The following is a 25,107-nucleotide window of genomic DNA, read 5'->3' on the forward strand; positions in this document are numbered from 1 at the left end:
GAGAAAAGCGTATGGATTTAATAGCTTACTTTTCTATTTCAGGAAATACAAAAAAAGTTGCAGAAAAATTGAATAGTTTAGTGGATGCAGATATTTTTGAAATTAAAGCTAAAAAAGAATATCCAACTGAATACAGAAGTCTTGTGGATGTAAGCAAGGTGGAATGGGAAGAAAACCAAAGACCAGAACTTGCAGAGGATATTAATATTGAAGAATATGATAAGCTATTCCTTTTATACCCAAATTGGTTTGGAACAGTTCCAATGGTTGTTGCAACTTTCCTTGAAACTCATGACTTTGCAGGAAAAACCATTCAACCTATCTGTACCAATGGTGGTGGAGGATTAGGAAATAGTGTTTCTTTTATTGAAGAATTAACTGATGGAGAAGTTTTTGAAGGTTTGGGCATTACTTCATCACAGGTTGATACTTGTGAAGATAAATTATCAAAAATAATCTAGGTAATAGCTATGGTTCTATTTAGAGGAGATATTAAATCTAAATCTTTACAGGGAAGGACCTCAATTAGTATTGTTCTTCCAGCAGACAATATTCATTTCCTTAGAGGCGAAGAAGAGGTTGTTGAAAAGCCATATAAGACAGTATACTTATTGCATGGGCTTTTTGGAAGTGATGACATCTACTTAGCAAATACTAACATTCAAAAATTTGCTGAAGATAATAATATTGCTGTTGTAATTCCTTCTTGTGGCAATTCATTTTATGTTGATAAAGTTGAATCACATGAACTTTATGCACAATATGTAGGTGAAGAATTGGTTGAATTTACAAGAAGTATTTTTCCATTATCTCATAAAAAAGAAGATACTGCTATTGCAGGTTTTTCAATGGGTGGATATGGAGCACTTAAATTAGGTCTGAAATATAACAATACTTTTGGCCATATTGGGGCGATTTCAGCAGCATTAATTACTGAAGATGTTTTAAACTGGAAATCTGGAGAAAAATATCTTTTAAGATCTCGTGAATTCGCTGAATCTTGCTTTGGTGATTTAGATAAAATTAAAAATAGTGACAATGATCCTAAATTTCTTATTGATAAATTAATTGATAACAAAATGAATGTTCCAAGTATATTCATGGCAATTGGTGAAGATGACTTTTTACTGGAATTTAATAAAGATTATTATAGCTATTTAAAAGAAAAAAATATTAATCCAACTTTTAAAATAGATTCTGGTGAACATACATGGGAATTTTGTGATGAACATATCAAAGAATTTATTAGATGGTTAAATTTTTAAATAACTTTATTTTCATTTTAATTTTTCTATTTGCTCTAGTGTTTTTCCAGTTGCTTTTTGTATTGTTTCAGTTGGAATTCCTTGTTTTAACAGTTTTTTTATTATTTTTTCTTCTCCTTGTTCTATGCCTTGCTCTATGCCTTGCTCTATGCCTTGTTCTATTCCTTCTTTAATTCCTTTTTTGATTGCTTTTTGGCGTGTTTCTTCTATTTTTTCTGCATATTTCTCTTCAATAAATTCATTTAATAATTCACTATTCATTGTAATTATCTCCATTATTTCCTTTTGTTTAGATTTGTGTTTAATGAATTTTTCTAGCAATGTTATTTGTGATGCTTTTAATATGTTTTTATTTAGCGAATCAGTTTTGATATTGTTTGTTATTTGACATACTTTTTCGAATAATGTTTCAGCTATGTTAACACTGTTCATGTAGGGGATTAATAATAAAATAGCTAAATCTTTATTGTTTATTTCCTTATTGTTTATAACTTTCTTTTTAATTATTTTTAATTTTTTGTCTCCATTGTAATTTTTCAGTGATTTTAAAATGAATTCATAATCTCCTTTTCCAAAATTATAAACATATGTTTCATTTTTAATGTTTTCAGTACACAATATTATTGTTTTAACTTTCTTTTTATAATTAATGTGTAAATTGGAGGCATAAATGTAAAATCTGAAATAATCTTCAGAGTTGGGCAGATTGGTTTGAAATTCAATATTTATTATATATTCTTTATCTTTTGTAAAGTAGGTATAATCTGCTCTATAATTGTTATACTTGTTACTTATTATTTCAGTCGGGCCTATTTCTCCAAATTCGTCTTCGGGATTTATAATGCTACTTAAATAGGGGCCATTGATTTGAAATGCATTCTTAAAATGAGCATCATGTTCTTTTCCTTTCATAGCTTACCTCTAAATATATTTATTTCACACTTTTAATATTATTTAAAAAATATTTAAATTATTAAGTTATTTTTTGAATTAAAAATTAATATTTACACTATTTTTATAAACAAAAATCAAATATTTATAGGTTAAGCAATATCTTTTTTTAAAAATTAAAATTCCAATTCATTTAAAAGTTAACTTTTTAATATAAAAAGGAAATATATGTTAAACTATTGTTTTTTAAATTAGCAGTTACAGAGGAGGTAAATTAATCTTATGAAATATGCTATTGAAACTAATAATCTAACTAAAAGATATAAAAATTTTACAGCAGTTAACTCCTTGAACTTAACAGTCCCTAATAAGACTATTTTTGGAATGTTGGGTCCTAATGGTGCGGGTAAAACAACAACAATTAAAATGTTAACTTGTTTAATCCAGCCAACTGAAGGAACAGCTACTGTTGGAGGTTATGATATTAAAAAGAACCCTAATGAAGTTAGAAATCTTTTAGGAATGGTTCCTCAGCAAGTAAGTCTTTATAAAGATTTAACTGTTTTTGAAAATGCAGAGTTATGTGCTGATTTTTATGGAGTGGATGAGGATGTTAAATATGACAGAATTAATGATTTAATGGAACTTGTTGACATTAAATATGCAAAAGATAAGAGAATTGGGCAATTGTCTGGTGGACAGAAACAGAAAGCTTCTCTAGTTGCAAGTTTAGTTCACAGGCCCGATATACTGTTTTTAGATGAGCCTACTATTGGTCTTGATCCAACTACAAAAAGGATATTATGGGATTTAATCACTGACTTAAATGATAGTGGTCATACAATTATTCTATGTTCCCATGATATGCATGAGGTTGATATGCTTTGTGATAATGTTGGAATTATCAATACAGGTAATTTAGTTGCTTATGACAGTCCTCAAGGTCTTAAAGATAGCTTACTTAAACTTGAAAAAGAAGAGTATGAAAATAACATTGTTTCAGCTCTTAGTGATATTAATGTTAATGGAGAAAATGAAATTAAATATAGAAAGATGTCATTTATCCTTAATAATTCATCAGAGAATATTTTAAAAGCTATTGGGGAAAATGAACATGTTCATGAAATGGATGTTTCAGATAATGGAAGAATTACATTAGCTATTGATAATTTCAATGATAATGCTGTTAATAGTGTTATTAAAACTATTTCACATAATGATGGTGTAATAACTTCTATTTCTACTGAAGAACCTTCATTAGAGGATGTATTTATAAGAACTACTTCAGAGGTTGATGAAGATGCTAGAGCTTAAAAAAATTAAATGGATGATTAAAAAAGAGTTTATTGTATTAAAAAGACATCCATCTCGTTTAGTTTCAATCTTAGCTTTTCCTATTATTATGATTCTTTTATTTGGTTATGGTATGGGGGGAGATTTAACTAATTTGCCTGTGGTTGTTGTAGCTCAAGATGATGGTGTATTAACAAATGCAACCTTAGAAGCAGTAAAATCAACGGATACATTTCATGTTGAGGATATAACTACGGATGTTAATACTGCTAAAGAAAAAGTTGACTCTGGTGAAGTCAAAGCAGCTATTATACTGCCAAAGGAATTTGATAATTTTACAACAGACCAATCGAAGGCAGCAACATTATATTTAGATTCTTCTGATCAGATGGCATCTCAAGTAATCATTCCAGTTGCTCAGCAATTATTCGCAAAAGTATCTGCAATGGCTGGAGAGTATTCCACAGCTATGGGTTCCTCAGCAGGTACAATGACCACTTCAATAACTACTGAAAATGCCACAGTCGAACCATCTATTTCTAATTCAATAGAAGATGTTCAGGAAAGTATAACTTTACACATTAACAAGATTTTCGGTGAAATTAAGTATATTGATTTCCTAGTTCCTGCTGTTTTAGGAATGACTGTTATGATGTCCTGTATGATGGGTATGGGATCTTCAGTAGCTGGAGAGCGTGAAACTGGGGAACTTGCAAGATTATTCATGACTCCAACTTCTGTTGCTACAGTGCTTGCAGGAAAAATAGCGGGTAAATTATCAGTTGAATTTATGAGAACACTGGTTCTTTTATTTGCAGCTATTGTTCTATTTGGAGTAACTATAAAAGGAGGAATTATAAATACAATTATCGTTCTTTTCATAGGTGCTTTATGTTTCGTTGGTTTCGGAATTATGCTGTCTTCAAGAGCATCAACACAAGAGGATTACACTCAGTTAGTAATGCCCTTCTGTATGCCGATGATGTTTGTTTCAGGAGTATTTTACCCAATTGAAACAATGCCTTGGATTTTCCAAAAAATAGCTTATATCTTCCCACTTACATATTTAAATGATGCAATGAGGGGAGTCATGATTAAAGGTTTAGGATTAGGAGATATTTGGTTAGATTTATTAGTTTTAATAGGTTTTACTATAGTATTCTTCATAGTTGGTGTTAAAAGATTTAATAGGGATGTATAAAGATGATTTTCAATAAAAAATATTTAATAGCAGTATTTACACTTTTATTATTAATTGCACCAGTTTCAGCCGAGTCTAATTGGTTATCTTTTCAGGGAAGTGTAGACCATCAGGCTTTTAGTGATGAAAATGCCGATTTTGTATCTAATATTTGGTTTTCTAATGTAGAATCATCTGTTCTTTCATCACCAGCTATTTCAGATAATTTCATTTACTTAATTTCAGAAGAAGGAATTTTAAAAGTATTTAATATGGAAAATGGTGATTTAAGTTGGCAATTAGATATTAACTCATCAACTTTATCTTCTCCTGTGATTAAAGATGATCAGCTATTTGTTGGAAACAATGATGGTTTAATAGCTGTTAATTTAACTTCTCATGAAATAAGCTGGAAATTTGAAACAACAAAACCAGTTAATTCAACAGCTTTCATAAATAACGATACAATTTATGTTGGATGTGATAATGGCCATTTATATGGTTTAGATATAGATAATGGAGATAAAGTTTTAGATGTAGAGTTAGGCGGAAAAATTCAATCTTCTCCAATAATTGTAAATGACACAATCTTTGTTGGTTCAACCAATAATGAATTCTACTCTTTAACAATGAATGGGGATGAAAATTGGATTTATACTACTGGTGACCAAATCACTTCTTCTCCTGCCTATGCGGATGGAAGAATAGCATTTGGTTCACAAGATAGCTTTAGTTATGTCCTTAATTCAACAACAGGTTCTCTTTTATGGAGTGAAGATTTAGGAAACAGTGTAAAAGCATCACCAACAATGGATATCTATGATAATAACCTATTTATTGGGTCAGATGGTGGAAATATAACATGTTTTGACTTAAGAGATGGAACAGAAAAATGGAGCTTTAATACAGGCTCACCAGTTGAATCTACTGCAGCTATAAAGGATAATCAAATTGTTGTTGGTTCCAATAATGGAAACATATATGTTTTAAATAAATATACTGGAATTCCTGATTTCACATATAATCCAGGAACAATACTATTTAATTCTCCAATATCTTCTTCTCCTGTTATTTATGGAGATAATGTGTTATTTGCTGATGAAAGTGGTTATCTATATTCATTTAACATAGAAAAGAATGAGGCTCCAACACCAATATTTTTCTATTACAGTTTAGCTGTTTTAATAATTGTTTTAGCTATTTGTGTTGTTGCTATTAAGAAGTATAGAAGAAAATAATTTTTTATCTTTTCTTATTTTTTCTTTTTTTAAAATTTAATTAGATTTTCTGTTAGGTTATAAGCAATTACTAAAATTTATATTATAGATAAATCTAATATTTTATTAATAAATTAGAAAAAGTTTTTTTTTATTTTTAATGGAGAGGATTTTTCTGACAAAATATATTATTATTACTGGGGGAGTTGTAAGTTCCATTGGTAAAGGTATCACTTCCGCTTCTATGGGTCGTATTTTACGTTCCTATGGCTTAAATGTGGTAGCTATCAAAATTGATCCTTACTTAAATTGGGATTCTGGAACATTAAATCCTTATCAACATGGTGAAGTTTTTGTTACAAATGATGGAATGGAAACTGATTTAGATTTAGGACATTATGAAAGATTTTTAGATGTAGAATTGCCTGGATTGTCAAACATTACTACTGGTAAAGTTTACAAATCTGTTATTTCTAAAGAAAGAAAAGGTGAATTTTTAGGAGCTTGTGTTCAAGTTATTCCTCATATTACTGATGAAATTAAAAGGATGATACGTAATATTTCTGATAAAAGGGAATATGATGTTGCTTTAATTGAACTTGGTGGTACTGTTGGGGACATTGAAAGCCAACCTTTCTTAGAAGCTTTAAGACAATTAAGAAATGAAGAAGGCTCTGATAATGTAATGTTTGTACATGTTACATTTATTCCTTACTTAAATGCAGCTGGTGAGTTTAAAACTAAGCCAACTCAACATTCTACAAAAGAATTGAGAAGTATGGGTATTAATCCAGATGTAATTGTCTGCAGATCCCAGGAACCTATTGATGATGGTTTAAAAGGTAAAATCGCTCACTTCTGTGATGTTGATTCTAAAGCTGTTGTAAACACTCCTGATGCAGGTACAATTTATGAAGTTCCATTAGTTCTTGAAGAAAATAACATTGGAAAACTTATTGTTGACAGAATCAATTTAGATGTTATTCCTGATTCCTCAAAATTGGATAGCTGGCGTGATATTGTTAAATCTCTTAAAATTGAAGAGCCTGAAGTAACAATTGGTATTGTTGGTAAATATGTTGAGCTTGAAGATGCATATATCAGTATAAGAGAATCTTTATTACATGCAGCAGCAAGTATTGGTGTTAAAGCTAATATCAAATTTGTAAGTTCTGATGTTGATGAATTAGATGAAGAAGTTATGAAAAGCCTCGATGGAATTTTAATACCTGGTGGATTTGGTGAAAGAGGTGTTGAAGGAAAACTTGATGCTGTAGAATATGCAATTGTCAATAAAGTTCCTCTTTTCGGAATATGTCTTGGAATGCATTCTATTGTAATCCAATTTGCAAAACGTAATGGATATCCTGATGCAAATAGTTCTGAATTTAATGAAAAAACTGAACACCCTGTTATTGATATGATGGAAGAACAAAAGAAAATCAAAAATATGGGTGGAACTATGCGTTTAGGTTCTTATGACTGCAAACTGGTTAAAGGAACTAAAACTTATGAAGCTTATGGTGAAGAAGATATTTCTGAACGTCATAGACATAGATTTGAATTTAACAATGAATTTAGGCAAGATTTACAAGATAAAGGTTTAATTATTTCTGGTACAAGCCCTGATGAATTCTTAGTTGAAATCGTTGAATTGCCAGATCATCCATGGGCTATTGGATGCCAATTCCACCCAGAATTTAAATCAAGGCCTAACAGACCTCATCCATTATTTAAATCATTTTTAGAAGCTGTTCACGAGCATTCTAAAAATTAACTTTTTCATTTTTGAACTGTTAGGTAGTCTAAATTATCTTTCCAGTTAATAATAATCTTATTTTTTCCTTTTTCTATGTTTATATTTGTATTTATGTTGTTATAGTTATGTGATGATTTTATTGTTTTAGTATCTCCATTTTCCAGTGTTAATGTTGTTGAAATGGATTTTGGAGAGATTTTCAATATGTAACTTCTATTGGAATCTATGTTGATTGTCTTTTTAGATCCTTGTCCCTGACTGTAAACTTCACTGATTCCATTAGCTATTTTTGTTATATCTGATTTAGTATTTGCAATATCTGCTATCTCTAAGGTGTTTCCAATAGCTATTTCACTTAAGGGTATTGTAAAAATTGTTAATATGATTAAAGAGATTGCAAATATTAATATGAATTCCAATGAAAGCTGTCCTTTTTTATCTTTTATCATTTATATCACGAGAAATAGGTTTCTTATTAATATAATTGTCAAATCACCAAAGAATAATGCAATTACATAACCAATAGCTATAAAAGGAGCAAAAGGAATTCCTAATTTTATAGATATGTTCTTGGAGATAATATTTTGACTATACATGATTTTTAAGAGATACATGTCCTTTTCTGTTAATCCTCCAGCTGTTGAAGATTTAAAATAGTAGTTGTATCCTTCTTCTTTTGGTGCTTTATAAACTTTTAAATTTCCTTTATTTTCTGTTATCAAATCTAAAATATGCTTATCATTAAAATAGAAATTATTAATTATCATTCCTTCTTTTAATTCAGGAATGGGTATTATTTTATTGAAATGTGTTTTAATAAATAATAGAAAGTTCCTGTAATTTATCAAATTGATAGCTAGTTCCTCATTTTTTGAAAATATTTTATTTTTCATATTTAGGTAGAAAATTAACATAACTAAAAAAGGAAAACTTATTAAAATTGAGTTAATTATTACTGTAAATGAAAAGGGGTAGATTGATAATTGAGGATAAATATTTAAAATTGGAATTTCTACTGCAAATGGTGTAACTGCAGATATTCCTGTTAATAATTTTACATCACCACCACCCCAAATCTTTAATTTCCATATTAAATAACATATGCTGTAGGTTATCACTGATGAAATAATGGAACTTAAAATGAATTTAATGTTATGTGTGATTAATGATAATAATCCATTTGTTACAAAACCGAAGATGATTAAAAATAATGTGATTTTGTCAGGTATTATTCCTTTTTTCAAGTCAAAAATAACTCCTGTACTTATTAGAATTAGGCTAAAAATAATTTGTAATAAAATAATAATGGTATAAATCATATTTTTTAATTATTTTTAAATAATATTTTAAATAAATAGGAATTTATTAAATTAAATTGTTATATGAGAATAAAATTAATTTAAATACACTTATCTTTATTTTATCAAAAGATATTTTAATTACAAATTTTATAATATATTACAATTTAAAGATAAATATTATTTTACTGGCGTGTGAATTTATGGATTTTTTAACTTTTATAGTCTATATAGTGCTATTTGTTATTTTAATGATATTTGTTTTTTCAATAGGGATGTTAAAACCTTTCATGCGTAAAAAAGAAATGGCTTTAGTTTTGATTTCTGCATTTTTTATAGGTTCATTAGGTGGGGCATTTTTCCTGTCTCCTATTTATGATGATGTTCCTGAAATGATGAGTAATTTTGAGAAAGTTGTCCCTTCTAATGAAGAAACAATGGACTTGATGTTTTCTTCATCATTGGATATTGATGAATTAGAAAAAAATTTAACTGAGACTGAAGGTGTTGAATCATTTACAACTACTGGAATAACGTTCCAAATGTGGCGGTTTGATGATAATGAGTATGCATACTTCCAGTCTGTAATTCCTAATATTGACTCTCATTATGAAAATTTCACTGTTAATCAGTCTGGAAAAATTGATATTGATATTGAAAGAGGATATGATACTTCATCTGCTTTAAAATCATTTTCAGATTGGTATACTGAAGTTTATGGAGGATCTATTTCATATGCACAGATTCAAGCTGAAGTTGTTTTAAAATCTTCTGCATTGGATACTGTTGAAGAAAACTTACTAGCTAGAGGTATTGTTGCAACCAATATTGAAGGACCAGTTCAAGATAGTATTGAAAATACAAATAGTTCTATGTTATCTAACACTGAATTTATCCTTTGTTCTGGTGTTGTTGGGGTTATTGTTTCAATTTGTGGAGTTTACTGTGATAATATTGTTGTTGCATTTAGAAAATTTAAAAAATTCCTTAATGCAAAAGTAAAAAGGTAGTTAACTCATGAATGTAGCAGTATTATTTTCTGGCGGGAAAGATAGTGTCATGGCATTACACAGTGCTTTAGAGAAAGGAGAAGATGTTCTATATCTCCTTTCTATGAAGTCTATTAATGATGAATCTTATATGTTTCATGTGCCTAATATTGACCTCACTAATTTACTTGCAGAAGCTCTTGATATTCCTCTAATTGTGGCTGAAACTAATGGTATTAAAGAAGAGGAATTGCAAGATTTAAAAGAGCAATTTAAAAATCTTAAAGATTATGGTGTTGAGTGTATATATACTGGTGCTTTATATTCAGTTTATCAAAAATCAAGGATTGAAAAATTGGCCGATGAAATTGGTCTTAAGGTAGTTTCACCTTACTGGCATGTAGATGAACTTGAATATATGGAAAAGATTATTTCTTTAGGTTTTGAAGTTATTATCAGTGGTGTTTTTGCATATGGTCTAGATGAATCTTGGTTAGGTCGTAAAATTGATAAAAAAGCTTTGAGTGAGCTAATTGAGATAAATAAGAAATGTGCCGTTAATCTGGCCTTTGAAGGTGGAGAAGCAGAAACTCTAGTTGTTGATGGACCAATATTTAAAAAAAGAATTTGCATAAAAGAAGCTAAAAAGGATTGGCATTTTGATAATGGTGTGTATATTATTGAAAAAGCAGTATTAGAAGAAAAATAAATGTTTTTTCACATTTTTTCTTCTAAAAATTCATTTATTTTATTTTTATAGTCTTCAAGACTTCCTTCATTAATTATTATTTTATCAGAAAGGGCAATAACAGTTCCTATACCAAAATTTAATTCCATTTGATCCCTATTTACAAATTCCTCATAATTTTGGGAATCATCTTCTCTTTTTCTATTTTGCAATCTTTTAAAACGTAAATTTGGATTTGCAAAAATAGAGAGGATTATAAAGTCTTTAAAATTCTCTTTAAAAAGATTAACTTCAAATGGGCTTCTAATACCTTCAACTATGATTGTATTATTAAATCCATCTTCTATTATGCCTTTTATCTTAGCAATAGTTAATTCTGCCACTATGTATTTTCCATGTTCTTTTCTTAAGTTAGTTGCAGTTGTTTTTGAGTCTTCTCCTCTTTTTTTAGCTTCTTCACGTATTATATCTCCCATACTTACAATAATAGCTCCTTTTTCAACAGCTAATTCAGAAACTAAACTTTTTCCAGATCCCGGTAATCCTGATATTCCAAATATTTTCATATAATCAACTAACCTTTTACTTTGAACTGTTCTAATGATTCTTTAAGATTGTCTTTGTTATCGAAATCATTTTTAATGTTTACAAGGAATTCCTTATCCTGTTCCTTTAAATCTTCAGCTATTTTGCACATAAATGGAATTGCTCTTACTACATTATCTACAATAGTGATGTCAGATTTTATTGCAGTTCTAGATAATGGATTTAAATCAATAGCTATAATGGTTTTTCCAGTTTTGCTTAATATTTCGGCTCTATCTCCATCTTCTAATGGAACTAAAACTACATCTGCATTATATATTCCAGTTTTACTAGCTGAAGCTCTTGGATTTTCAATATTTTTAATATATTTAAGTTCATCATCATTAGTTCCAAGAATGTTTTCCCATCCTCTTTCTTTGTACATTTCAGCTATTTTTTCAACACGTTCATCAGTTCTATAGAATAAATTTATTTCTATTTTTGCATCTAATACTTCTGCAAGTTTGATTATATCATCAATAGCTAATGCAGTTGTATTTCCGTTAACTGAAATTACAGGGTTATTTGCAAGTAGCATTGAAGCAACAGTGGCATACATTGCTCTTTTTGCTGGAAATGTTGTGCGTTCACCAAGCAAATAATCAAAAGCTTCTCCCCTACCATGAGCTATTAAAGCAGAATCAGCTAAAATGCCTTCTTTACTTGCCTCTACCATTTTTTCCCTTAAAAGTAATGATTCATAGCGTGGATGTGATTTTGGTATCATAATATCACCTTAAACTTATTGTCATTTGAGCTAAATAACCGATAAATGTTGTTATTAATATCATTAGTACAAACATAGAAACCAAATGGATGGAGTATGGTTCTACAATAGCATTTGGATTTCCAGGCAATATAAAAAAGGATAAATCGCATAGTATATCCATTATAAAGAAGACTAGTCCTGCTTTAAACCCTTCTCTGATTTCATGTTCATTGAACTCCCTAATATATAAAATTCCAAAGAAACCAGTTACAACAATGATTGTTATTGGGATTGAAAGGTTAATATATGGAAGTGAATCAATATCAAGGAAAGGCGCAATAATAGAACTGATAATGCATATAAATAGCCATGAAAGAAATCCATAAATTATTGCACGTTTTAAATCCATTTTATCATCAATGTTTGTTTTTTTTTATAAATTTTATCTTTCATTGAACTTAATTATGAAAGAATATAATGTTATTAAATTTATATTATTTATATTAATCCTAATTAAAGTAGATTATTGTTTTTTAAACACATTTTATTTCATTATTAAATGTATCTTTTCTTTAATATCTCTTTATTCTCTGGATTTACAGTTTAGTATATTGACAGATAAGTGTAAAGAGTATGATTGTGTTTTATTTAAAACATTTGAATAACTATTTAATTGTTTAATATAATACAATGATATAATGTCACAAAGAGAAGAACATGAAAAATATTTGTTGAAAGCTATTTTATCTCATTCCTTGTCTTCAGAAAATCCCTCTGATGAAACAAAATTAAGAGCTTATAAAAATTCACCTAGTTTTTTTAAGGCTTATGAAAATGAACTTCTAGAAGAATATAAAGGATTTAACTTTAATGATTTTTCTGATAATAAAGAAATTAGCACATCTAATGGGGATACTTTAGAAATAGTTAAAAAACACAATGTTAATTTTAAACTGAAAGATAACAACTTTAAAAATGAGATAAAGAGCAACCTTAAATTGATTCCTAAAATTGGTATTAAAACAGAGGAAAAACTTAAGAAAAAAGGTTACTGTACATGGGATGATTTAAAAAATCATGATTCTTTTTGTGATAATGCTTCAAAGCTATCAGATAGTTTGGAAGATATGGAATTTAAGGATATTTTATCATTGTTGGAAGATAATAAATATTCTAAAAAATGTGGGCTTAATAGTTTAAAAGCAGCTAGTCTGGTAGAACCTGAAAACTTTAAGTTTATGGATATTGAAACTTTAGGCCTTTCTAATGTTCCAATTGTTTTGATTGGTGTTGCAAGTATTAAGAATAATAATATTATTTCAAAACAGTACCTGTTAAGAGATCCAGTTGAGGAACCTGCTCTTTTAGAAGCTTATTTGGATAATTTAGATGATGATTCTGTTCATGTAACTTTTAATGGGAAATTTTTTGATGTTCCTTTTATTAAACAAAGATTAAATTATTATAGAATGCCTGATGATAAGCTAGATAAGCCCCATTTTGATTTATTGTATTTTGCAAGGAATCTATGGAAAGACCAGTTGCCAAACTGTCAGCTGCAAACAATCGAAAAGGAAATTTTTGGTATTGAACGGGAAAATGATGTGCCTGGTCAGTTTGTTCCAGGTTTTTACAATACTTATTTAAAAAATAGTAATCTAGGTCCTTTAGTTCCAATTGTGGAACATAATCGTGAGGATATTGTTTCATTGGTCAGTTTTCTAATGAAAATGTATGATGAAATTAATTAAAAAAAGAAAAGATTAAATTCTATAAGTAGAATTCTGGTTCTTTTCTTTGTGCAAAATTAGCTGAAAATTCTTTTTCTTTTTCTTCAAATGCAGGAGTGTTAAATGACCTTGCATTGTCTTGACAAATTGCAACACATGCAGTACATGCATCACATTTGCTTGCATCAGTTTCAACTGGATCATCATCGCTTATAGCATCATTAGGACATATGCTTACACAGTCGTAACAGAATGTACAAAGAGTTTCATCACAAATAGGAACCCAAGGCATATCTTTAAGTTCTACATATGGCCTATTTCCAGGCACTTCAATATCATTAAATTCATCATTTGCTAATTTTTCAATACATTTTGCAGCGAAATCATTGAGTTTTTCAGTATCTTCAGCATCTGGTCTTCCAGCTGCAACTTTAGTGAATAATGAATGTTGACTTACTGGGGTAGAAGCTGCAAGTATTTTAAATCCGTTTTCTTTAAGTAAATCTACTAATTCAAGTAAACAGTCTCCAATATTTGCATTTCCATAATTTGCAATAGCTATTGCAGGAGTGTCGTTTCCTTTGAAGTTTTCTATAATGCTTCTTGCATATTGAGGCATTCTACCTGCAAAAATTGGAACACCAATAATTAGAAGTTCGTCCTCTTCAAAGGTTCTAATTTCAGTGTCTTTTTTAATATTTAATATGTTGTATTCTTCAGTAGGTCCTTCAAAATTGTCAGCTATTATATTAACTACTTTTTTGGTTGTATTTGAAGGACTGTAATGTGCTTTAATGATTTTTTTAATATTAACCATACTCTCACTTCCTATTTTAAGTTATATATTTTAAATTGAGAATATATAATTGTTTTTGAATAATTGATTTATTTCAAACATTGTTCAGTAAATAAGTTTATTAAAAGGCTATGTTCAAGATTTTATTAATTTTTCATAGCTATTTTACTAATTTGTTTATATTTTAGATAACTTTAAATTATATGATGTTCAAATTTACTATTAATAATCCTATATAGTATTAACAGTTGAGATAAAGAGGTGAATAAAATTGAGTAATAAAAAAGTAGCTATGGTAGGAACTCCTTGTCAGATTTTAGCTGCAACAAAAGTTAATAGATATGCAGATTTCACTGGTGGCTCTCCTATTGATGTTAAAATAGGATTGTTTTGTATGGAAAATTTTTCTTATTCTTATCTTGAAAGGTTTTTAAAAGAAAATGATATTGAACTTTATGAAGTAAAAGAGTTTAGAATAGAAAAAGGTTATTTTATTGCATATCTAATTGATGGTAATATATTTAAGATTCCTATAGCTGAAACAGAACCATTTACTCGTAAAAATTGTCATGTTTGTACTGATTACACTTCTGATGTTTCAGATATTGCTGTTGGTTCAGTAGGTACTGGTAAAAACCATTCAACAGTTATTGTAAGGACAGAAAAAGGAAAAGAAATCATCGATAACTGTATTAAAAATGGTTCCATTGAAGCTAAACCTTTAGATGAAAAAGGAGAGAAACTCCTAAGAAATATAGCTAATAAAAAAATTAAAAGAAACACTAAAATTATTAATAAAAGAGAAGCTGTTGCAAGACCAGTACTTTCAAAAAGAGCTGTTAATGAAGAAGAATTTGTTGATGAATGTTCTATCTGTCAATTTAACAATTTACAGGATGATGTTATTAGTGTAGGGTCTTGTGTTCTTTGTGGTGCATGTGAATATGTATGTCCTATTGATGCGATTAAAATAAATCATAGAAAACCAGTTATTACAAAAGATTGTGAAGAAGACTGTCATGCATGTTATTTCGCTTGCCCTAGGACTTTTGTAAGTGAAGAGATTTATCCTAATGATATTGATGAAAAACCTTTAGGAGAATATATTGAATTATTAGATGTTAAAGCAGATTCTATTATTGGTCAAGATGGTGGGGTAGTTTCAGCTATTCTAATTAATTTACTTGAAAATAATGTTGTTGATGAGGTATCTATTGTTGCTGAAGATAAAGATGCACCATGGAGGCCTGTTTCATATTTAACTTCTAGAGTTCAGGATGTTGTATCAGCTGCAGGAACTAAATACAGTACTGTGCCAATTGGTTTTAAATCTTTAAATAGTAAGAAACAATAATACCTAATTGGTGATAAGATGGAATTAATGAAAGAGCTTTCTTTAACACCAGGTGTTTCTGGTTCTGAAGAAAAGATAGCTGAAATTATTGAAAGGGAATTAAAAGATACTGTTGACTCTATTGAAAGAGATACAATGGGAAATTTAATAGCTACTAAAAAAGGTGAAAAAAAAGCACCTACTATAATGCTTGCAGCCCATATGGATGAAATAGGATTAATGGTAAGTTATATTGATGATAAAGGTTATCTTAAATTCACAACAATTGGTGGAATTAACGATCAAATGTTAATGAATCAGACTGTTGTAGTTCATGGTTCAAAAGGTGATGTTGTTGGTGTAATAGGTTCCAAACCACCTCACGTTACAAAACCAGAAGAAAGAAATAAAGTCATTAAGGCTTCTGACATGTTCATTGATATTGGAGCATGTTCCAAAGAAGATGCTGAAGAAATGGTATCTGTTGGGGATGTTATTACTTTCAAATCATGGTTTGAAGAGTTCCCTAATGATTTAATAATGGGTAAAGCTTTGGATAACCGTGTTGGTTGTTATGTAATGATGGAAGTTTTAAAAAGAGTAGATACTAGAGCTACTGTTTATGGTGTAGGTACTGTACAAGAAGAAGTAGGTCTTAAAGGAGCTAAAACTTCTGCATTTAAATTAGATCCAGACATGGCTATAGCTCTTGATGTAACTTTATCTGGTGACCATCCAGGAATTAAACCTGAAGAAGCACCTGTTGTAATGGGAAAAGGTCCAGCTCTTGTATTAGCAGATGCAAGTGGACGTGGAATTTTAACTGCAAAATCCATTAAAGAAATGCTAATGAAAGCTGGAGATGAAAATGACATTGATTACCAACTTGAAGTAAGTGACGGTGGAACTACTGATGGTACTGCTATTCACTTAACAAAAGAAGGTATTGCTACTGGTGTTTTATCAGTTCCAACTAGATATATTCACACTACTGTTAGTGTCTGTAGTATGAAAGATATTGAATCTACTATTCAATTAATTACAACAGCTATTAACAATTTATAAAGGTAACTATTTACCTTTTTTAACTCTTTTTTTTTAAAATAAGTATTTGAAAAAATTAAGCACTATAAAAAAATTTTTATTCTTTTATAGTACATTAACAATATATTTTTTAATTTTATCCATCAATATCTGCATTTGCTAAGTTTAAGTAACTGTCATTAGGGTCAAGGTTTCCATTTGCTAATAACAATGCAAGCATTTGGTTATAAGATTCCTCAACAGATGTTTCATCTACTTGACCATGAACAGATAACACAAGAGGAGTAACAGCTGGAATGCCATTTAAATTACAGACATCTTCAATAGCTCCACTGTATTGGATACCTGCTACACTATAAGTCCAGGTTGTATCAAGTGAAAGTAAAGCCATGTCATTTGCCAACTGATAACTTCCATAGGTTGGAACCTTTGAACACATTACTGTTGTAACTCCAGGATTTTTACCTGCTTCAGTTCCATGGAAGTCCCCAACTGCTCCAACAGAGTTAGCTTTAGCAAAATTTACAATATCATTTGATGTAGTTCCAGCTTCATCAGCAACTGTGTTTAAGTTACTGCCATCAGATAATTTAGTGTTGTCGGCAGTAGCTCCTGGAGCAGCAAAAGGAATTACATAAACTGTTCCTTTTATTTTACGTCCATCAAGATAGTCAATTAATTCCATAGCAGCTATTTGTGGGCTTAACTGATCTCCATGGACTCCAGCTGTGATTAAAGTTACTGGGCCATCACCATCACTAATTTTATAAATTGGAACTCCTGATTTAGCAGCCTCTGAGATTTGATGTGAAATTTCAGAATCTGGAATATTTGCAGCTATTTGTGGATTTTGAAGCACATCTCCAGCATCTTTTGTATTTAACTGAAGAATCTCTACATCAGATGTATCAAAATAAATAATATATCCTATAATTGCACCAACTGCTACAACTAAAAGTATAATCGCTATAGCAATTGTTAGCATTGGAGATATGCCTGATTTTTTTGAATGAGCTTGGTTTTTAGCAGTTGTATGTAATGGTTTACCACATACACGACAAAACTTTGCACTTTCTTTATTTTCATTACCACAATTTGGACATATCATATTATTCAATTTAAGGATTGACATATATAAATTATTTTATTTATTTTTAGGTTTATTCGAGTTATTAGTAGTTAATTATCTGTATTTTGATTTGTTCATTCTTTAATTCATTTTTTGTATTGTTTTTCTTTTAAGATAAAGAAAACTATGATTAATAGTTGTTTTTGAATTAATATTCCTATTTTTTATAAGTTTTATAATATTTTAATTTTGTTAATTTATTCAATTTTTATTAAAAAAATAGTGTTTTACAAAAAACTTTTTAAATAATTAAATGTATATTTTTTAATGTTATTGATTTATTAAATATGGTGAAAAAATGGCTGATAAGAATAAAATTGGAGTTAAAATTAGAAACATAATGGAACTTAGACAACTATCTGTTGAAGAATTAGCTAATAATTCCGCAGTTAACCCAGAACTTGTTGAAAAAATATTAGATGGAGAAATTATCCCTTCATTAACACCACTTACTAGAATGGCTAGAGCATTAGGTGTAAGATTAGGAACCTTCCTTGATGATGACCCTAAAGATGATCCTATTATTATTAGAAAAGGAAAAAGTGAAGAAATTGTTTATTTCTCTGGTGAGGAAAATAAAACAGAAGATACTAGCTTACAATTCTATTCTTTAGGTGCTGGAAAATCTGATAGGCATATGGAACCTTTTGTTATTGATATGCAACGTGATGAAGAAGAACATGATTTAAGTTCACATGAAGGTGAAGAATTTATTTACATTCTTGAAGGGGAAGTTGAATTAATTTACGGTCAAAATACTTACCTTTTATATCCTGGAGATAGTTTATACTATGACTCTATTATTCCACATCATATTCATGCACACACTGAAAATGCAAAAATATTAGCTGTTTTGTATACTCCATTTTAATTTAATTTTTTAATAGATGATAGAAATGTTTAAGATTAGTGTAACACCAAGATTTGGAGATATTGATGGATTAAGACATGTTAATAATAATATAGTTGGTATTTGGTTTGAAACTGGAAGAAATGACATCTTCAGATTTTTTACACCAAATTTAAGTTTAAGTTATGAAGACTGGAAATTAATCATGGTTCGTACTGAATATGATTTTGTAGGTCAAATTTATTATAATGAAGATGTTGAAATTAGAACTTATGTTCTTAAAATTGGAAATAGTTCATTTACATTAGGTCATGAAGCATGGCAATGTGGTGAACTTAAAGCTAAAGGAAAAGCAGTTTTAGTTCACTTTAATTTCATGGAACAAAAATCCGTAAAACTTCCAGATGACATTAGGGAAAAATTAAGCCAACATTTAATAAATGAAGAAGACATTGGAAAAGAATAATTTAAAGGTGGTTTAAATGGTATTCACCGAGAAAACAATAGCAGATTTTTTTGAAATGCAAGTAGAAAAACAACCGGACCATGAGTTTCTTATTTATCCTGATAGGGATTTAAGATATTCATATAAAGAATTTAATGAACGTGCAAATAATTTAGCTAAAGGATTGTTAGCTATTGGTATTAAAAAAGGAGATCATGTTGGAATTTGGGCTAAAAATGTTCCTGATTGGTTGACTTTTATGTTTGCTACTGCTAAAATTGGTGCTGTACTTGTAACTGTTAACACTGCTTATAAATCTCATGAATTGGAATATGTTTTAGATCAGTCAGATATGAAAGCTTTAGCTATGACTGATGAATTTAGAGGAACTAGCTATATTGAAATGCTTTATGAGTTAGTCCCTGAATTAAAAACATGTCAAAGGGGACATTTAAAATCTGATAAGTTCCCATTTTTAGAGTATGTAATTCATGTGGGCCAAGAAAAACATCGTGGTATGTACAATACTAATGAATTAATCTTACTTGGTAAAAACCAAAGTGATGATGTTCTTGTTGAAGCTAAAAAGAAATTTGACAACAATGATGTTATTAATATGCAGTATACAAGTGGTACTGAAGGTTTTCCTAAAGGTGTAATGCTTTCCAGTCGTAATATCCTTAATGATGGTTATTACATTGGAGAAAACATGAACTACACTAATAAAGATAGAGTTTGTCTTCCTGTTCCTCTTTTCCATTGTTTTGGAACTGTATTAGGTATTATGGCAATTATAACTCATGGAGCTACAGTTGTAATGCTTGAAGAGTTTGATGCATTACTTGCACTTTCAGCTATTCAAAAAGAAAAATGTACTGCTATTTACGGTGTTCCTACCATGTTCATAGCTGAATTAAACCATCCAATGTTTGACATGTTTGACATGTCTTCTTTAAGAACTGGTATTATGGCTGGTTCAACCTGTCCTGTTGAAACAATGAAAGAAGTAATTGACAAAATGAACATGACTGAAATTACCAGTGTTTATGGATTAACTGAAGCATCACCTGGTTTTACTCAAACCAATGCATCTGATAGCTTTGAGAAAAAGGTTAACACTGTTGGAACTCCTTTCCCAAATATTGAAGTTAAAATCGTTGACCCAGAAACTGGTGAAGAAGTGGGTGTTGGTGAAAAAGGAGAAATCATGTGTAGAGGTTTCAATGTAATGAAAGGATATTACAAAATGCCTGAAAAAACTGCAGAAGTTATTGAACCTGACGGATGGTTACATAGTGGAGATCTAGCTACTGTAGATGAAGATGGATACTATTCTATTGTTGGAAGAATTAAGGATATGATTATTAGAGGTGGAGAAAACATTTATCCTCGTGAAATTGAAGAGTTCTTATTTACAATAGATGGAATTAGGGATGTTCAAGTTGCAGGTATTCCTGATGAGAAATATGGTGAAATCGTTGGTGCTTTCATTATTAAAGAAGAGGATGCTGATTTAACTGAAGAAGATATTAGAGATTATGCTATTGGAAAAATAGCTAGATATAAAGTACCAAAATATGTTTTCTTTGTTGATGAATTCCCATTAACTACAAGTGGTAAGATTCAAAAATATAAACTTGGAGATATTGGACTTAAACTCCTTGAAGAAAGAAAGAAAAATGGTGAATTATAGCTAATTCTTTCTTTTACTTTTTTTTTTACATTTTATTGGAGATTGATTGTTATGAAAATTGAACTTGAATCTTTAGGAATTATAAAAACACCTTTTGAAGAATTGGAAGGTATGCCTATTCAGCCAGTAGGTGCTAAAGGTGTTAAGGGACAATTAATCTTAAAAGATGAATTTAAAGAGGGATTAAAAGACCTTGAAGGATTTTCACATATTGAAGTGTTATACTTGCTTCATAAGGTTAAAGGACATTCTTTGGAAGTTAAACCTTTTTTAGATGATAAGACTCATGGAGTTTTTGCAACAAGATCACCAAAAAGACCTAATCGTATTGGGGCTTCTGTAATTAAAGTTACTGGTGTTGAAGATAACATTGTGCATGTTGAAAATGTAGATATGCTAAATGGAACACCAATTTTAGATATTAAACCTTTTGTACCTCATTTATACGATGGCACTGTTGATGAGTTAAAAATAGGATGGTTTGAAGATAAACATCAGGATGCATCAACAAAAAAAGCTGATGATAGGTTTATATCTTAATTTGTTGGAAATGTGAAAATTTGAGTTAAAACGTCTACTGCATTATATCCGAAAACATTCTGAAGTGCAAAAAACAGGAATAATGCAGCTATTACAAGAGCTATAACTTTAATATTTTTAATAATTAAGTATACAACTCCAAATAATATTAAAAGTTTAATAATAAAAAAAGCAGTGGCAGATAAAGGCATTAACTATCCTCCTGCCATTATTATTTTTGTTCCTTCATTGGAAATTTCTTCTTTTTTAAATTCAACATCATGTTTTACTTTTTCTATAACTTCATGTAATGCATCTAAGGTTTCTTTTCTATGGTTACCTAGTACTGCAACTAAAAATAATGAGTCTCCGGTGTAGAACTCTCCAACATGATGAACTACAGAGATTTCAAAAACACCGTATTTCATTTTGGCATTTTCAACGATTCTTTCAATATCTTTTATTGTTTTTTCTTTGTCAGGTGTTGTTAAAATTAATTTTTTCAAGTCCATTTCATCTTCTTTTCCTCTGACAATACCTTCAAAAGTAAAGATTGCTCCTGAATAATCAACCTTTCTGCTCTTTTTTAAATCAGCTATTAAATCAGCCATTTCTATTTTTTCTTCTTTATCTTCAATTAATTTAATGACCATTTTAACATCTCACATGTCGCTTATTTCTTTTTTAGATAAATTTTTAATTCTTTCAATACCCTTTATTTCATTTACTAATTCAACGGTAGCATTAGGAACCAATTCTTGCCAATTTTCATCATTAAGCATTCTTTTCCTAACTTCTGTTCCTGAAAGTTTTAATCTATCAAATAAGGGTGGTGTTTTTACTTCATAACCTTCCTCATAAAATAGCTGTTTAACAAGGTAGTTTCCTGAATAAATTTTATTAAAAGGAGGTGTGAGCATTTTAATATATGATACCCAAATTGCATTTTTATTGATGTCTTCCATTGGAATAATGTAGTATCTACTTGGATCAATATTATGCTCAACTAAAGATTGTTTTATCATTACCAATCTTTCTCCAGCAGTAAATGGGTTTTTAAGATCATGGCTTATCTGTGCACTTCCAATACCAATGATTATTTCATCTACTTCCTCTAGAATCTTTTTTATTACCTGAATATGTCCATTATGAAATGGCTGCATTCTTCCAATTAGAATTCCCCTATTTGTTTTCATAGAACTCACCTTGGTTGGAGATTATCTAATGCATAAATAAGACTTCTTGCAACATCCATTTTTTCATCATATGAGTTAATTGTAGATGTTTCAAAGAGTAATGTTGTAACTCCTTGCTCTGCAATAGGTATTGTTACTTTTTCAGGGCTTGTTCCCTCTGTAAAGTTAAATTGGGCAACATCTATTTTCTCAGCTATTTCTTGTGCATACTCATTTCCTTCTGTTGTATTTGAAATGGAATATATGAAGTTAGCATATTCATAAGTTGCATCTATTTCATGGATATCGACGACAATAAAAGGATTATCTGATTTGATATTTGGAACAATAAATTGACTTGCTAATCCTTCACCTGCAGGCCTTGTATCCTCACGAGAAGTGATATTGTCATTAATATCAACATAGTATACTACATATTTTTTTGTTAAATTCTGAGAACCGTCTTCACCACAAATTTCTGCGAGAGTGGAGTTTACAGCTTCATGTATTTGATGTTCTCTAGGGTGTATTCCTAATATTAATGTTACAACATCTTCACTTTGATTATTTCCTGCTGTAATCTTGTATACAGTTCCATTTACATTTGTACCAATTTCTTCGGTACTGTATACGTTAGAATCAGCACTAATAATAAAAGCTGTGTTAATAATTACTATAGCAATTAGTATTACTAAAAGGATTTTATATTGTTTTCTATTCATATTATTGCCTTTTAGGATTTAATTTAATTATTTTATTTATTTTTAGTTATAAATATTTTTTTCTTTAAAAACATTGTTTTACATTCTTTTTATAGGTAAAATAAACTTTAATTAAATTATTTTCTATTAACTAATAAAATTTTATTGTAATGTAAATAATGTTTTTTTAAATTATACTAACTTATATTAAATACTTTTAATAAAATTAAATAAAATAATACTCGATGGAGGTTTTTTCTTAATGGAATTTAATAAAAAGATAATTGCAGCTATTGTTATTATTGTGGTAGTTGTCATTATTGGTGGAATTTATGCTTTCACTATGTCAGATAAAGGTGAATCAACCACAACACCTTTTGATAATTCTTTTATGAGTGGTGAATTTGCAGGTAATGTTAAATTAGTAAATAATTCAACTGAATGGGCATCTGCATATGCCGATGAAGCTAATAAAATTCAATATAACATGTCTACTTGTAAAAATGCTTCTTATATTATAGATACTTATTTAGTTCAAGGAATGAGTGGGCCTGATGAAAGGGAATTCAATGGTCAGCAATGGGATATTTACACTTTGACTGGAATGATGAATGCCGGTAATAACACCACTAATTCAACTAATCAAACAGTTTATATCTATATGTGTGTTGCTAATAAAGAAAATCAGGACTTTTTAACCTATGCTATATTTGAAAATAGTTCTTCTGTTGAAGTTGACGGTTCTCTTTATTGTGAAGCTTATGAAAATTATGTTGTTCCATTATTGGAAAGTTCCCAATTAAAACCTAACTCTGAAGTGCCTGAACTATATGAGCTTTTAGGTATGGATCAAGCAACATTCCAGCAATATGTTGATTTGATGGAGAGATATAAAGCTGGTGAAGTAGATATTAATGGAAATCCAATTTAGTAGGGATATTGATGAGAATTACAGTTTTTCATGCAGATGAATGTGATAAAAAGAAATGTACTGCTATTAAATTAGAAAAGATGGGTAAATGCAGACTTGTTTATAATATTAATAAAATTCCAAGTGGTGCACTGGTTTTAAATCCATATTCTGATAAGGCTGTTTCTTATGAAGACTGTAAAATGGTATCTAGGAGAGGAATTGTTGGTTTGGACTGCTCTTGGAATGAAGTTTCTAAATCAAAAAAATTCTTTTCATTATCTAAATACCATAGATCTCTTCCTTTTTTAATAGCTACCAATCCAGTAAACTATGGAAAACCATGTATTTTATCAACTGTTGAAGCAATAGCTGCTACTCTTTATATAACTCGTTTTAAAGATGAAGCTAAGAATCTTCTTGATGGTTTTAAATGGGGTCATACATTTTTAGAATTGAATCATGACCTTTTAGAAGCATATAGTGAAGCTGATAGTAGTAAAGAAGTGGTTGAAATTCAAAATGATTTCTTAAATTCTCATGAATAACCTTATTTTAACTAAAGGTTTAAATACTATTAAGTTTATATTTTATAATAATATTTATGAACAGTAATTTAACTGATTTTGTTTCATAATGTTTTGTTGATTATTATTGATTAATTTAGGAATATAGGGAGGAGTTACTAATGGCAAGATTTGAAGAAGCTGAAAACAGAATGTTCAATGTAAAAATTTGCTTAAAATGTAATGCTCGTAACCCAGCTAGTGCAAAAACTTGCAGAAAATGTGGTTACAAAGGTTTAAGATTCAAAGCTAAAGAACCAAGAGGATAGATTTATTCTCTTTACCTTATTTTTTTCTTTTTTTATTATAATTAAAAACTATTTTTATGAATTTTATTTTATG

30 protein-coding genes are annotated in these 25,107 nt (G+C 29.3%); 18 read left to right on the forward strand and 12 right to left on the reverse strand.

The genetic code is table 11. From position 1 onward, the window contains the following. Positions 1–11 precede the first annotated feature (11 nt). Positions 12–461 (forward strand): flavodoxin, encoded by a 450-nt coding sequence (locus tag MBBWO_RS05385; protein WP_116669853.1) that lies wholly within the window; start codon positions 12–14, stop codon positions 459–461. Between the two features lie 9 nt (positions 462–470). Then, positions 471–1,265: an alpha/beta hydrolase gene (locus tag MBBWO_RS05390; RefSeq protein WP_116669854.1), complete on the forward strand. Its 795-nt coding sequence runs from the start codon at positions 471–473 to the stop codon at positions 1,263–1,265. Positions 1,266–1,277: 12 nt separating this feature from the next. Here the strand turns inward: MBBWO_RS05390 and MBBWO_RS05395 are convergent, their stop codons facing one another. Continuing rightward, positions 1,278–2,177, reverse strand: coding sequence for an RpnC/YadD family protein (locus MBBWO_RS05395; RefSeq protein WP_116669855.1), 900 nt, complete (start codon positions 2,175–2,177; stop codon positions 1,278–1,280). Between the two features lie 261 nt (positions 2,178–2,438). Here MBBWO_RS05395 and MBBWO_RS05400 point away from each other — a divergent pair, with 261 nt between their 5' ends. The 4 genes from MBBWO_RS05400 (at position 2,439) to MBBWO_RS05415 (ending at position 7,623) form a co-directional block, all read left to right on the forward strand. After that, the gene (locus tag MBBWO_RS05400) at positions 2,439–3,470 is read left to right on the forward strand and encodes an ATP-binding cassette domain-containing protein (protein WP_116669856.1); all 1,032 of its coding nucleotides are present in this window, start codon (positions 2,439–2,441) and stop codon (positions 3,468–3,470) included. Then, the gene (locus MBBWO_RS05405; protein ID WP_116669857.1) at positions 3,457–4,650 is read left to right on the forward strand and encodes an ABC transporter permease; all 1,194 of its coding nucleotides are present in this window, start codon (positions 3,457–3,459) and stop codon (positions 4,648–4,650) included. The genes MBBWO_RS05400 and MBBWO_RS05405 overlap by 14 nt, the downstream gene beginning before the upstream one ends. A 2-nt stretch (positions 4,651–4,652) precedes the next feature. Beyond that, entirely contained in the window at positions 4,653–5,867 is a 1,215-nt protein-coding gene (locus tag MBBWO_RS05410) for an outer membrane protein assembly factor BamB family protein (RefSeq protein ID WP_116669858.1), read from the forward strand. A gap of 139 nt (positions 5,868–6,006) precedes the next feature. Beyond that, positions 6,007–7,623 carry a CTP synthase gene (locus MBBWO_RS05415; RefSeq protein WP_116669859.1) on the forward strand — a complete coding sequence of 539 codons (1,617 nt, stop codon included), beginning with the start codon at positions 6,007–6,009 and terminating at the stop codon, positions 7,621–7,623. Between the two features lie 5 nt (positions 7,624–7,628). On the opposite strand, the gene MBBWO_RS05420 is transcribed toward MBBWO_RS05415, so the two are convergent. Both MBBWO_RS05420 and MBBWO_RS05425 read right to left on the reverse strand, forming a co-directional pair. Next, positions 7,629–8,054 carry a class III signal peptide-containing protein gene (locus MBBWO_RS05420; protein ID WP_116669860.1) on the reverse strand — a complete coding sequence of 142 codons (426 nt, stop codon included), beginning with the start codon at positions 8,052–8,054 and terminating at the stop codon, positions 7,629–7,631. Beyond that, positions 8,055–8,924 carry an A24 family peptidase gene (locus MBBWO_RS05425; RefSeq protein WP_116669861.1) on the reverse strand — a complete coding sequence of 290 codons (870 nt, stop codon included), beginning with the start codon at positions 8,922–8,924 and terminating at the stop codon, positions 8,055–8,057. A 230-nt stretch (positions 8,925–9,154) separates the two neighbouring features. Here MBBWO_RS05425 and MBBWO_RS05430 point away from each other — a divergent pair, with 230 nt between their 5' ends. Continuing rightward, a complete protein-coding gene (locus MBBWO_RS05430) occupies positions 9,155–9,913 on the forward strand; it encodes a hypothetical protein (protein ID WP_243408472.1) in 759 nt (252 codons plus the stop codon). Positions 9,914–9,920: 7 nt separating this feature from the next. Further along, positions 9,921–10,601, forward strand: coding sequence for a diphthine--ammonia ligase (locus tag MBBWO_RS05435; protein ID WP_116669863.1), 681 nt, complete (start codon positions 9,921–9,923; stop codon positions 10,599–10,601). 8 nt (positions 10,602–10,609) lie between these two features. Here the strand turns inward: MBBWO_RS05435 and MBBWO_RS05440 are convergent, their stop codons facing one another. The 3 genes from MBBWO_RS05440 to MBBWO_RS05450 are packed head-to-tail and all read right to left on the reverse strand — an operon-like array spanning position 10,610 to position 12,283. Then, positions 10,610–11,146: an AAA family ATPase gene (locus MBBWO_RS05440; RefSeq protein ID WP_116669864.1), complete on the reverse strand. Its 537-nt coding sequence runs from the start codon at positions 11,144–11,146 to the stop codon at positions 10,610–10,612. Positions 11,147–11,154: 8 nt separating this feature from the next. Further along, positions 11,155–11,892 (reverse strand): 4-phosphopantoate--beta-alanine ligase, encoded by a 738-nt coding sequence (locus MBBWO_RS05445; RefSeq protein ID WP_116669865.1) that lies wholly within the window; start codon positions 11,890–11,892, stop codon positions 11,155–11,157. A gap of 4 nt (positions 11,893–11,896) precedes the next feature. After that, positions 11,897–12,283 carry a hypothetical protein gene (locus MBBWO_RS05450; protein WP_116669866.1) on the reverse strand — a complete coding sequence of 129 codons (387 nt, stop codon included), beginning with the start codon at positions 12,281–12,283 and terminating at the stop codon, positions 11,897–11,899. A 289-nt stretch (positions 12,284–12,572) separates the two neighbouring features. Between MBBWO_RS05450 and MBBWO_RS05455 the strand changes: the two genes are divergently transcribed. Further along, positions 12,573–13,625: a ribonuclease H-like domain-containing protein gene (locus tag MBBWO_RS05455; protein ID WP_116669867.1), complete on the forward strand. Its 1,053-nt coding sequence runs from the start codon at positions 12,573–12,575 to the stop codon at positions 13,623–13,625. Between the two features lie 19 nt (positions 13,626–13,644). Here the strand turns inward: MBBWO_RS05455 and MBBWO_RS05460 are convergent, their stop codons facing one another. After that, positions 13,645–14,421 (reverse strand): 4Fe-4S binding protein, encoded by a 777-nt coding sequence (locus MBBWO_RS05460; protein WP_116669868.1) that lies wholly within the window; start codon positions 14,419–14,421, stop codon positions 13,645–13,647. 250 nt (positions 14,422–14,671) lie between these two features. On the opposite strand from MBBWO_RS05460, the gene MBBWO_RS05465 reads away from it, so the two are divergent. After that, the gene (locus tag MBBWO_RS05465; protein ID WP_116669869.1) at positions 14,672–15,754 is read left to right on the forward strand and encodes a Coenzyme F420 hydrogenase/dehydrogenase, beta subunit C-terminal domain; all 1,083 of its coding nucleotides are present in this window, start codon (positions 14,672–14,674) and stop codon (positions 15,752–15,754) included. Between the two features lie 18 nt (positions 15,755–15,772). Then, positions 15,773–16,798 carry a M42 family metallopeptidase gene (locus MBBWO_RS05470; RefSeq protein WP_116669870.1) on the forward strand — a complete coding sequence of 342 codons (1,026 nt, stop codon included), beginning with the start codon at positions 15,773–15,775 and terminating at the stop codon, positions 16,796–16,798. A gap of 115 nt (positions 16,799–16,913) precedes the next feature. Here MBBWO_RS05470 and MBBWO_RS05475 read toward each other — a convergent pair whose 3' ends face one another. Continuing rightward, the gene (locus MBBWO_RS05475) at positions 16,914–17,885 is read right to left on the reverse strand and encodes a zinc-ribbon domain-containing protein (RefSeq protein WP_165807930.1); all 972 of its coding nucleotides are present in this window, start codon (positions 17,883–17,885) and stop codon (positions 16,914–16,916) included. A 319-nt stretch (positions 17,886–18,204) separates the two neighbouring features. On the opposite strand from MBBWO_RS05475, the gene MBBWO_RS05480 reads away from it, so the two are divergent. Genes MBBWO_RS05480 through tsaA form a run of 4 tightly spaced genes read left to right on the forward strand, consistent with a single transcriptional unit; the run spans position 18,205 to position 21,434 of the window. Next, on the forward strand, positions 18,205–18,777 hold the full coding sequence (locus tag MBBWO_RS05480; RefSeq protein WP_116669872.1) for an XRE family transcriptional regulator: 573 nt from the start codon (positions 18,205–18,207) through the stop codon (positions 18,775–18,777). 25 nt (positions 18,778–18,802) lie between these two features. After that, on the forward strand, positions 18,803–19,222 hold the full coding sequence (locus MBBWO_RS05485; protein ID WP_116669873.1) for an acyl-CoA thioesterase: 420 nt from the start codon (positions 18,803–18,805) through the stop codon (positions 19,220–19,222). A 16-nt stretch (positions 19,223–19,238) separates the two neighbouring features. Then, positions 19,239–20,894: an AMP-binding protein gene (locus MBBWO_RS05490; RefSeq protein WP_116669874.1), complete on the forward strand. Its 1,656-nt coding sequence runs from the start codon at positions 19,239–19,241 to the stop codon at positions 20,892–20,894. A gap of 51 nt (positions 20,895–20,945) precedes the next feature. Beyond that, positions 20,946–21,434 carry a tRNA (N6-threonylcarbamoyladenosine(37)-N6)-methyltransferase TrmO gene (tsaA, locus tag MBBWO_RS05495; RefSeq protein ID WP_116669875.1) on the forward strand — a complete coding sequence of 163 codons (489 nt, stop codon included), beginning with the start codon at positions 20,946–20,948 and terminating at the stop codon, positions 21,432–21,434. Here the strand turns inward: tsaA and MBBWO_RS05500 are convergent. Genes MBBWO_RS05500 through MBBWO_RS05515 form a run of 4 tightly spaced genes read right to left on the reverse strand, consistent with a single transcriptional unit; the run spans position 21,431 to position 23,310 of the window. Next, on the reverse strand, positions 21,431–21,625 hold the full coding sequence (locus MBBWO_RS05500) for a hypothetical protein (RefSeq protein ID WP_116669876.1): 195 nt from the start codon (positions 21,623–21,625) through the stop codon (positions 21,431–21,433). The genes tsaA and MBBWO_RS05500 overlap by 4 nt on opposite strands. A 3-nt stretch (positions 21,626–21,628) precedes the next feature. Next, positions 21,629–22,066: a molybdenum cofactor biosynthesis protein MoaE gene (locus MBBWO_RS05505; RefSeq protein WP_116669877.1), complete on the reverse strand. Its 438-nt coding sequence runs from the start codon at positions 22,064–22,066 to the stop codon at positions 21,629–21,631. 9 nt (positions 22,067–22,075) lie between these two features. Next, on the reverse strand, positions 22,076–22,609 hold the full coding sequence (locus MBBWO_RS05510; protein ID WP_116669878.1) for a nicotinamide-nucleotide adenylyltransferase: 534 nt from the start codon (positions 22,607–22,609) through the stop codon (positions 22,076–22,078). A 5-nt stretch (positions 22,610–22,614) separates the two neighbouring features. Then, complete coding sequence (locus MBBWO_RS05515) at positions 22,615–23,310, reverse strand: hypothetical protein (RefSeq protein ID WP_116669879.1); 696 nt, start codon at positions 23,308–23,310, stop codon at positions 22,615–22,617. 241 nt (positions 23,311–23,551) lie between these two features. Here MBBWO_RS05515 and MBBWO_RS05520 point away from each other — a divergent pair, with 241 nt between their 5' ends. The 3 genes from MBBWO_RS05520 to MBBWO_RS05530 all read left to right on the forward strand — a co-directional run bounded on the left by MBBWO_RS05520 (position 23,552) and on the right by MBBWO_RS05530 (position 25,034). Further along, positions 23,552–24,220, forward strand: coding sequence for a hypothetical protein (locus tag MBBWO_RS05520; protein ID WP_116669880.1), 669 nt, complete (start codon positions 23,552–23,554; stop codon positions 24,218–24,220). A gap of 11 nt (positions 24,221–24,231) precedes the next feature. Further along, positions 24,232–24,747, forward strand: coding sequence for a DUF367 family protein (locus MBBWO_RS05525; RefSeq protein WP_116669881.1), 516 nt, complete (start codon positions 24,232–24,234; stop codon positions 24,745–24,747). A gap of 140 nt (positions 24,748–24,887) precedes the next feature. Further along, positions 24,888–25,034 (forward strand): 50S ribosomal protein L40e, encoded by a 147-nt coding sequence (locus MBBWO_RS05530; RefSeq protein ID WP_116669882.1) that lies wholly within the window; start codon positions 24,888–24,890, stop codon positions 25,032–25,034. Positions 25,035–25,107: the final 73 nt, after the last annotated feature.

Source organism: Methanobrevibacter woesei, from assembly GCF_003111605.1.
GTDB classification, from domain to species: Archaea; Methanobacteriota; Methanobacteria; order Methanobacteriales; family Methanobacteriaceae; genus Methanocatella; species Methanocatella woesei.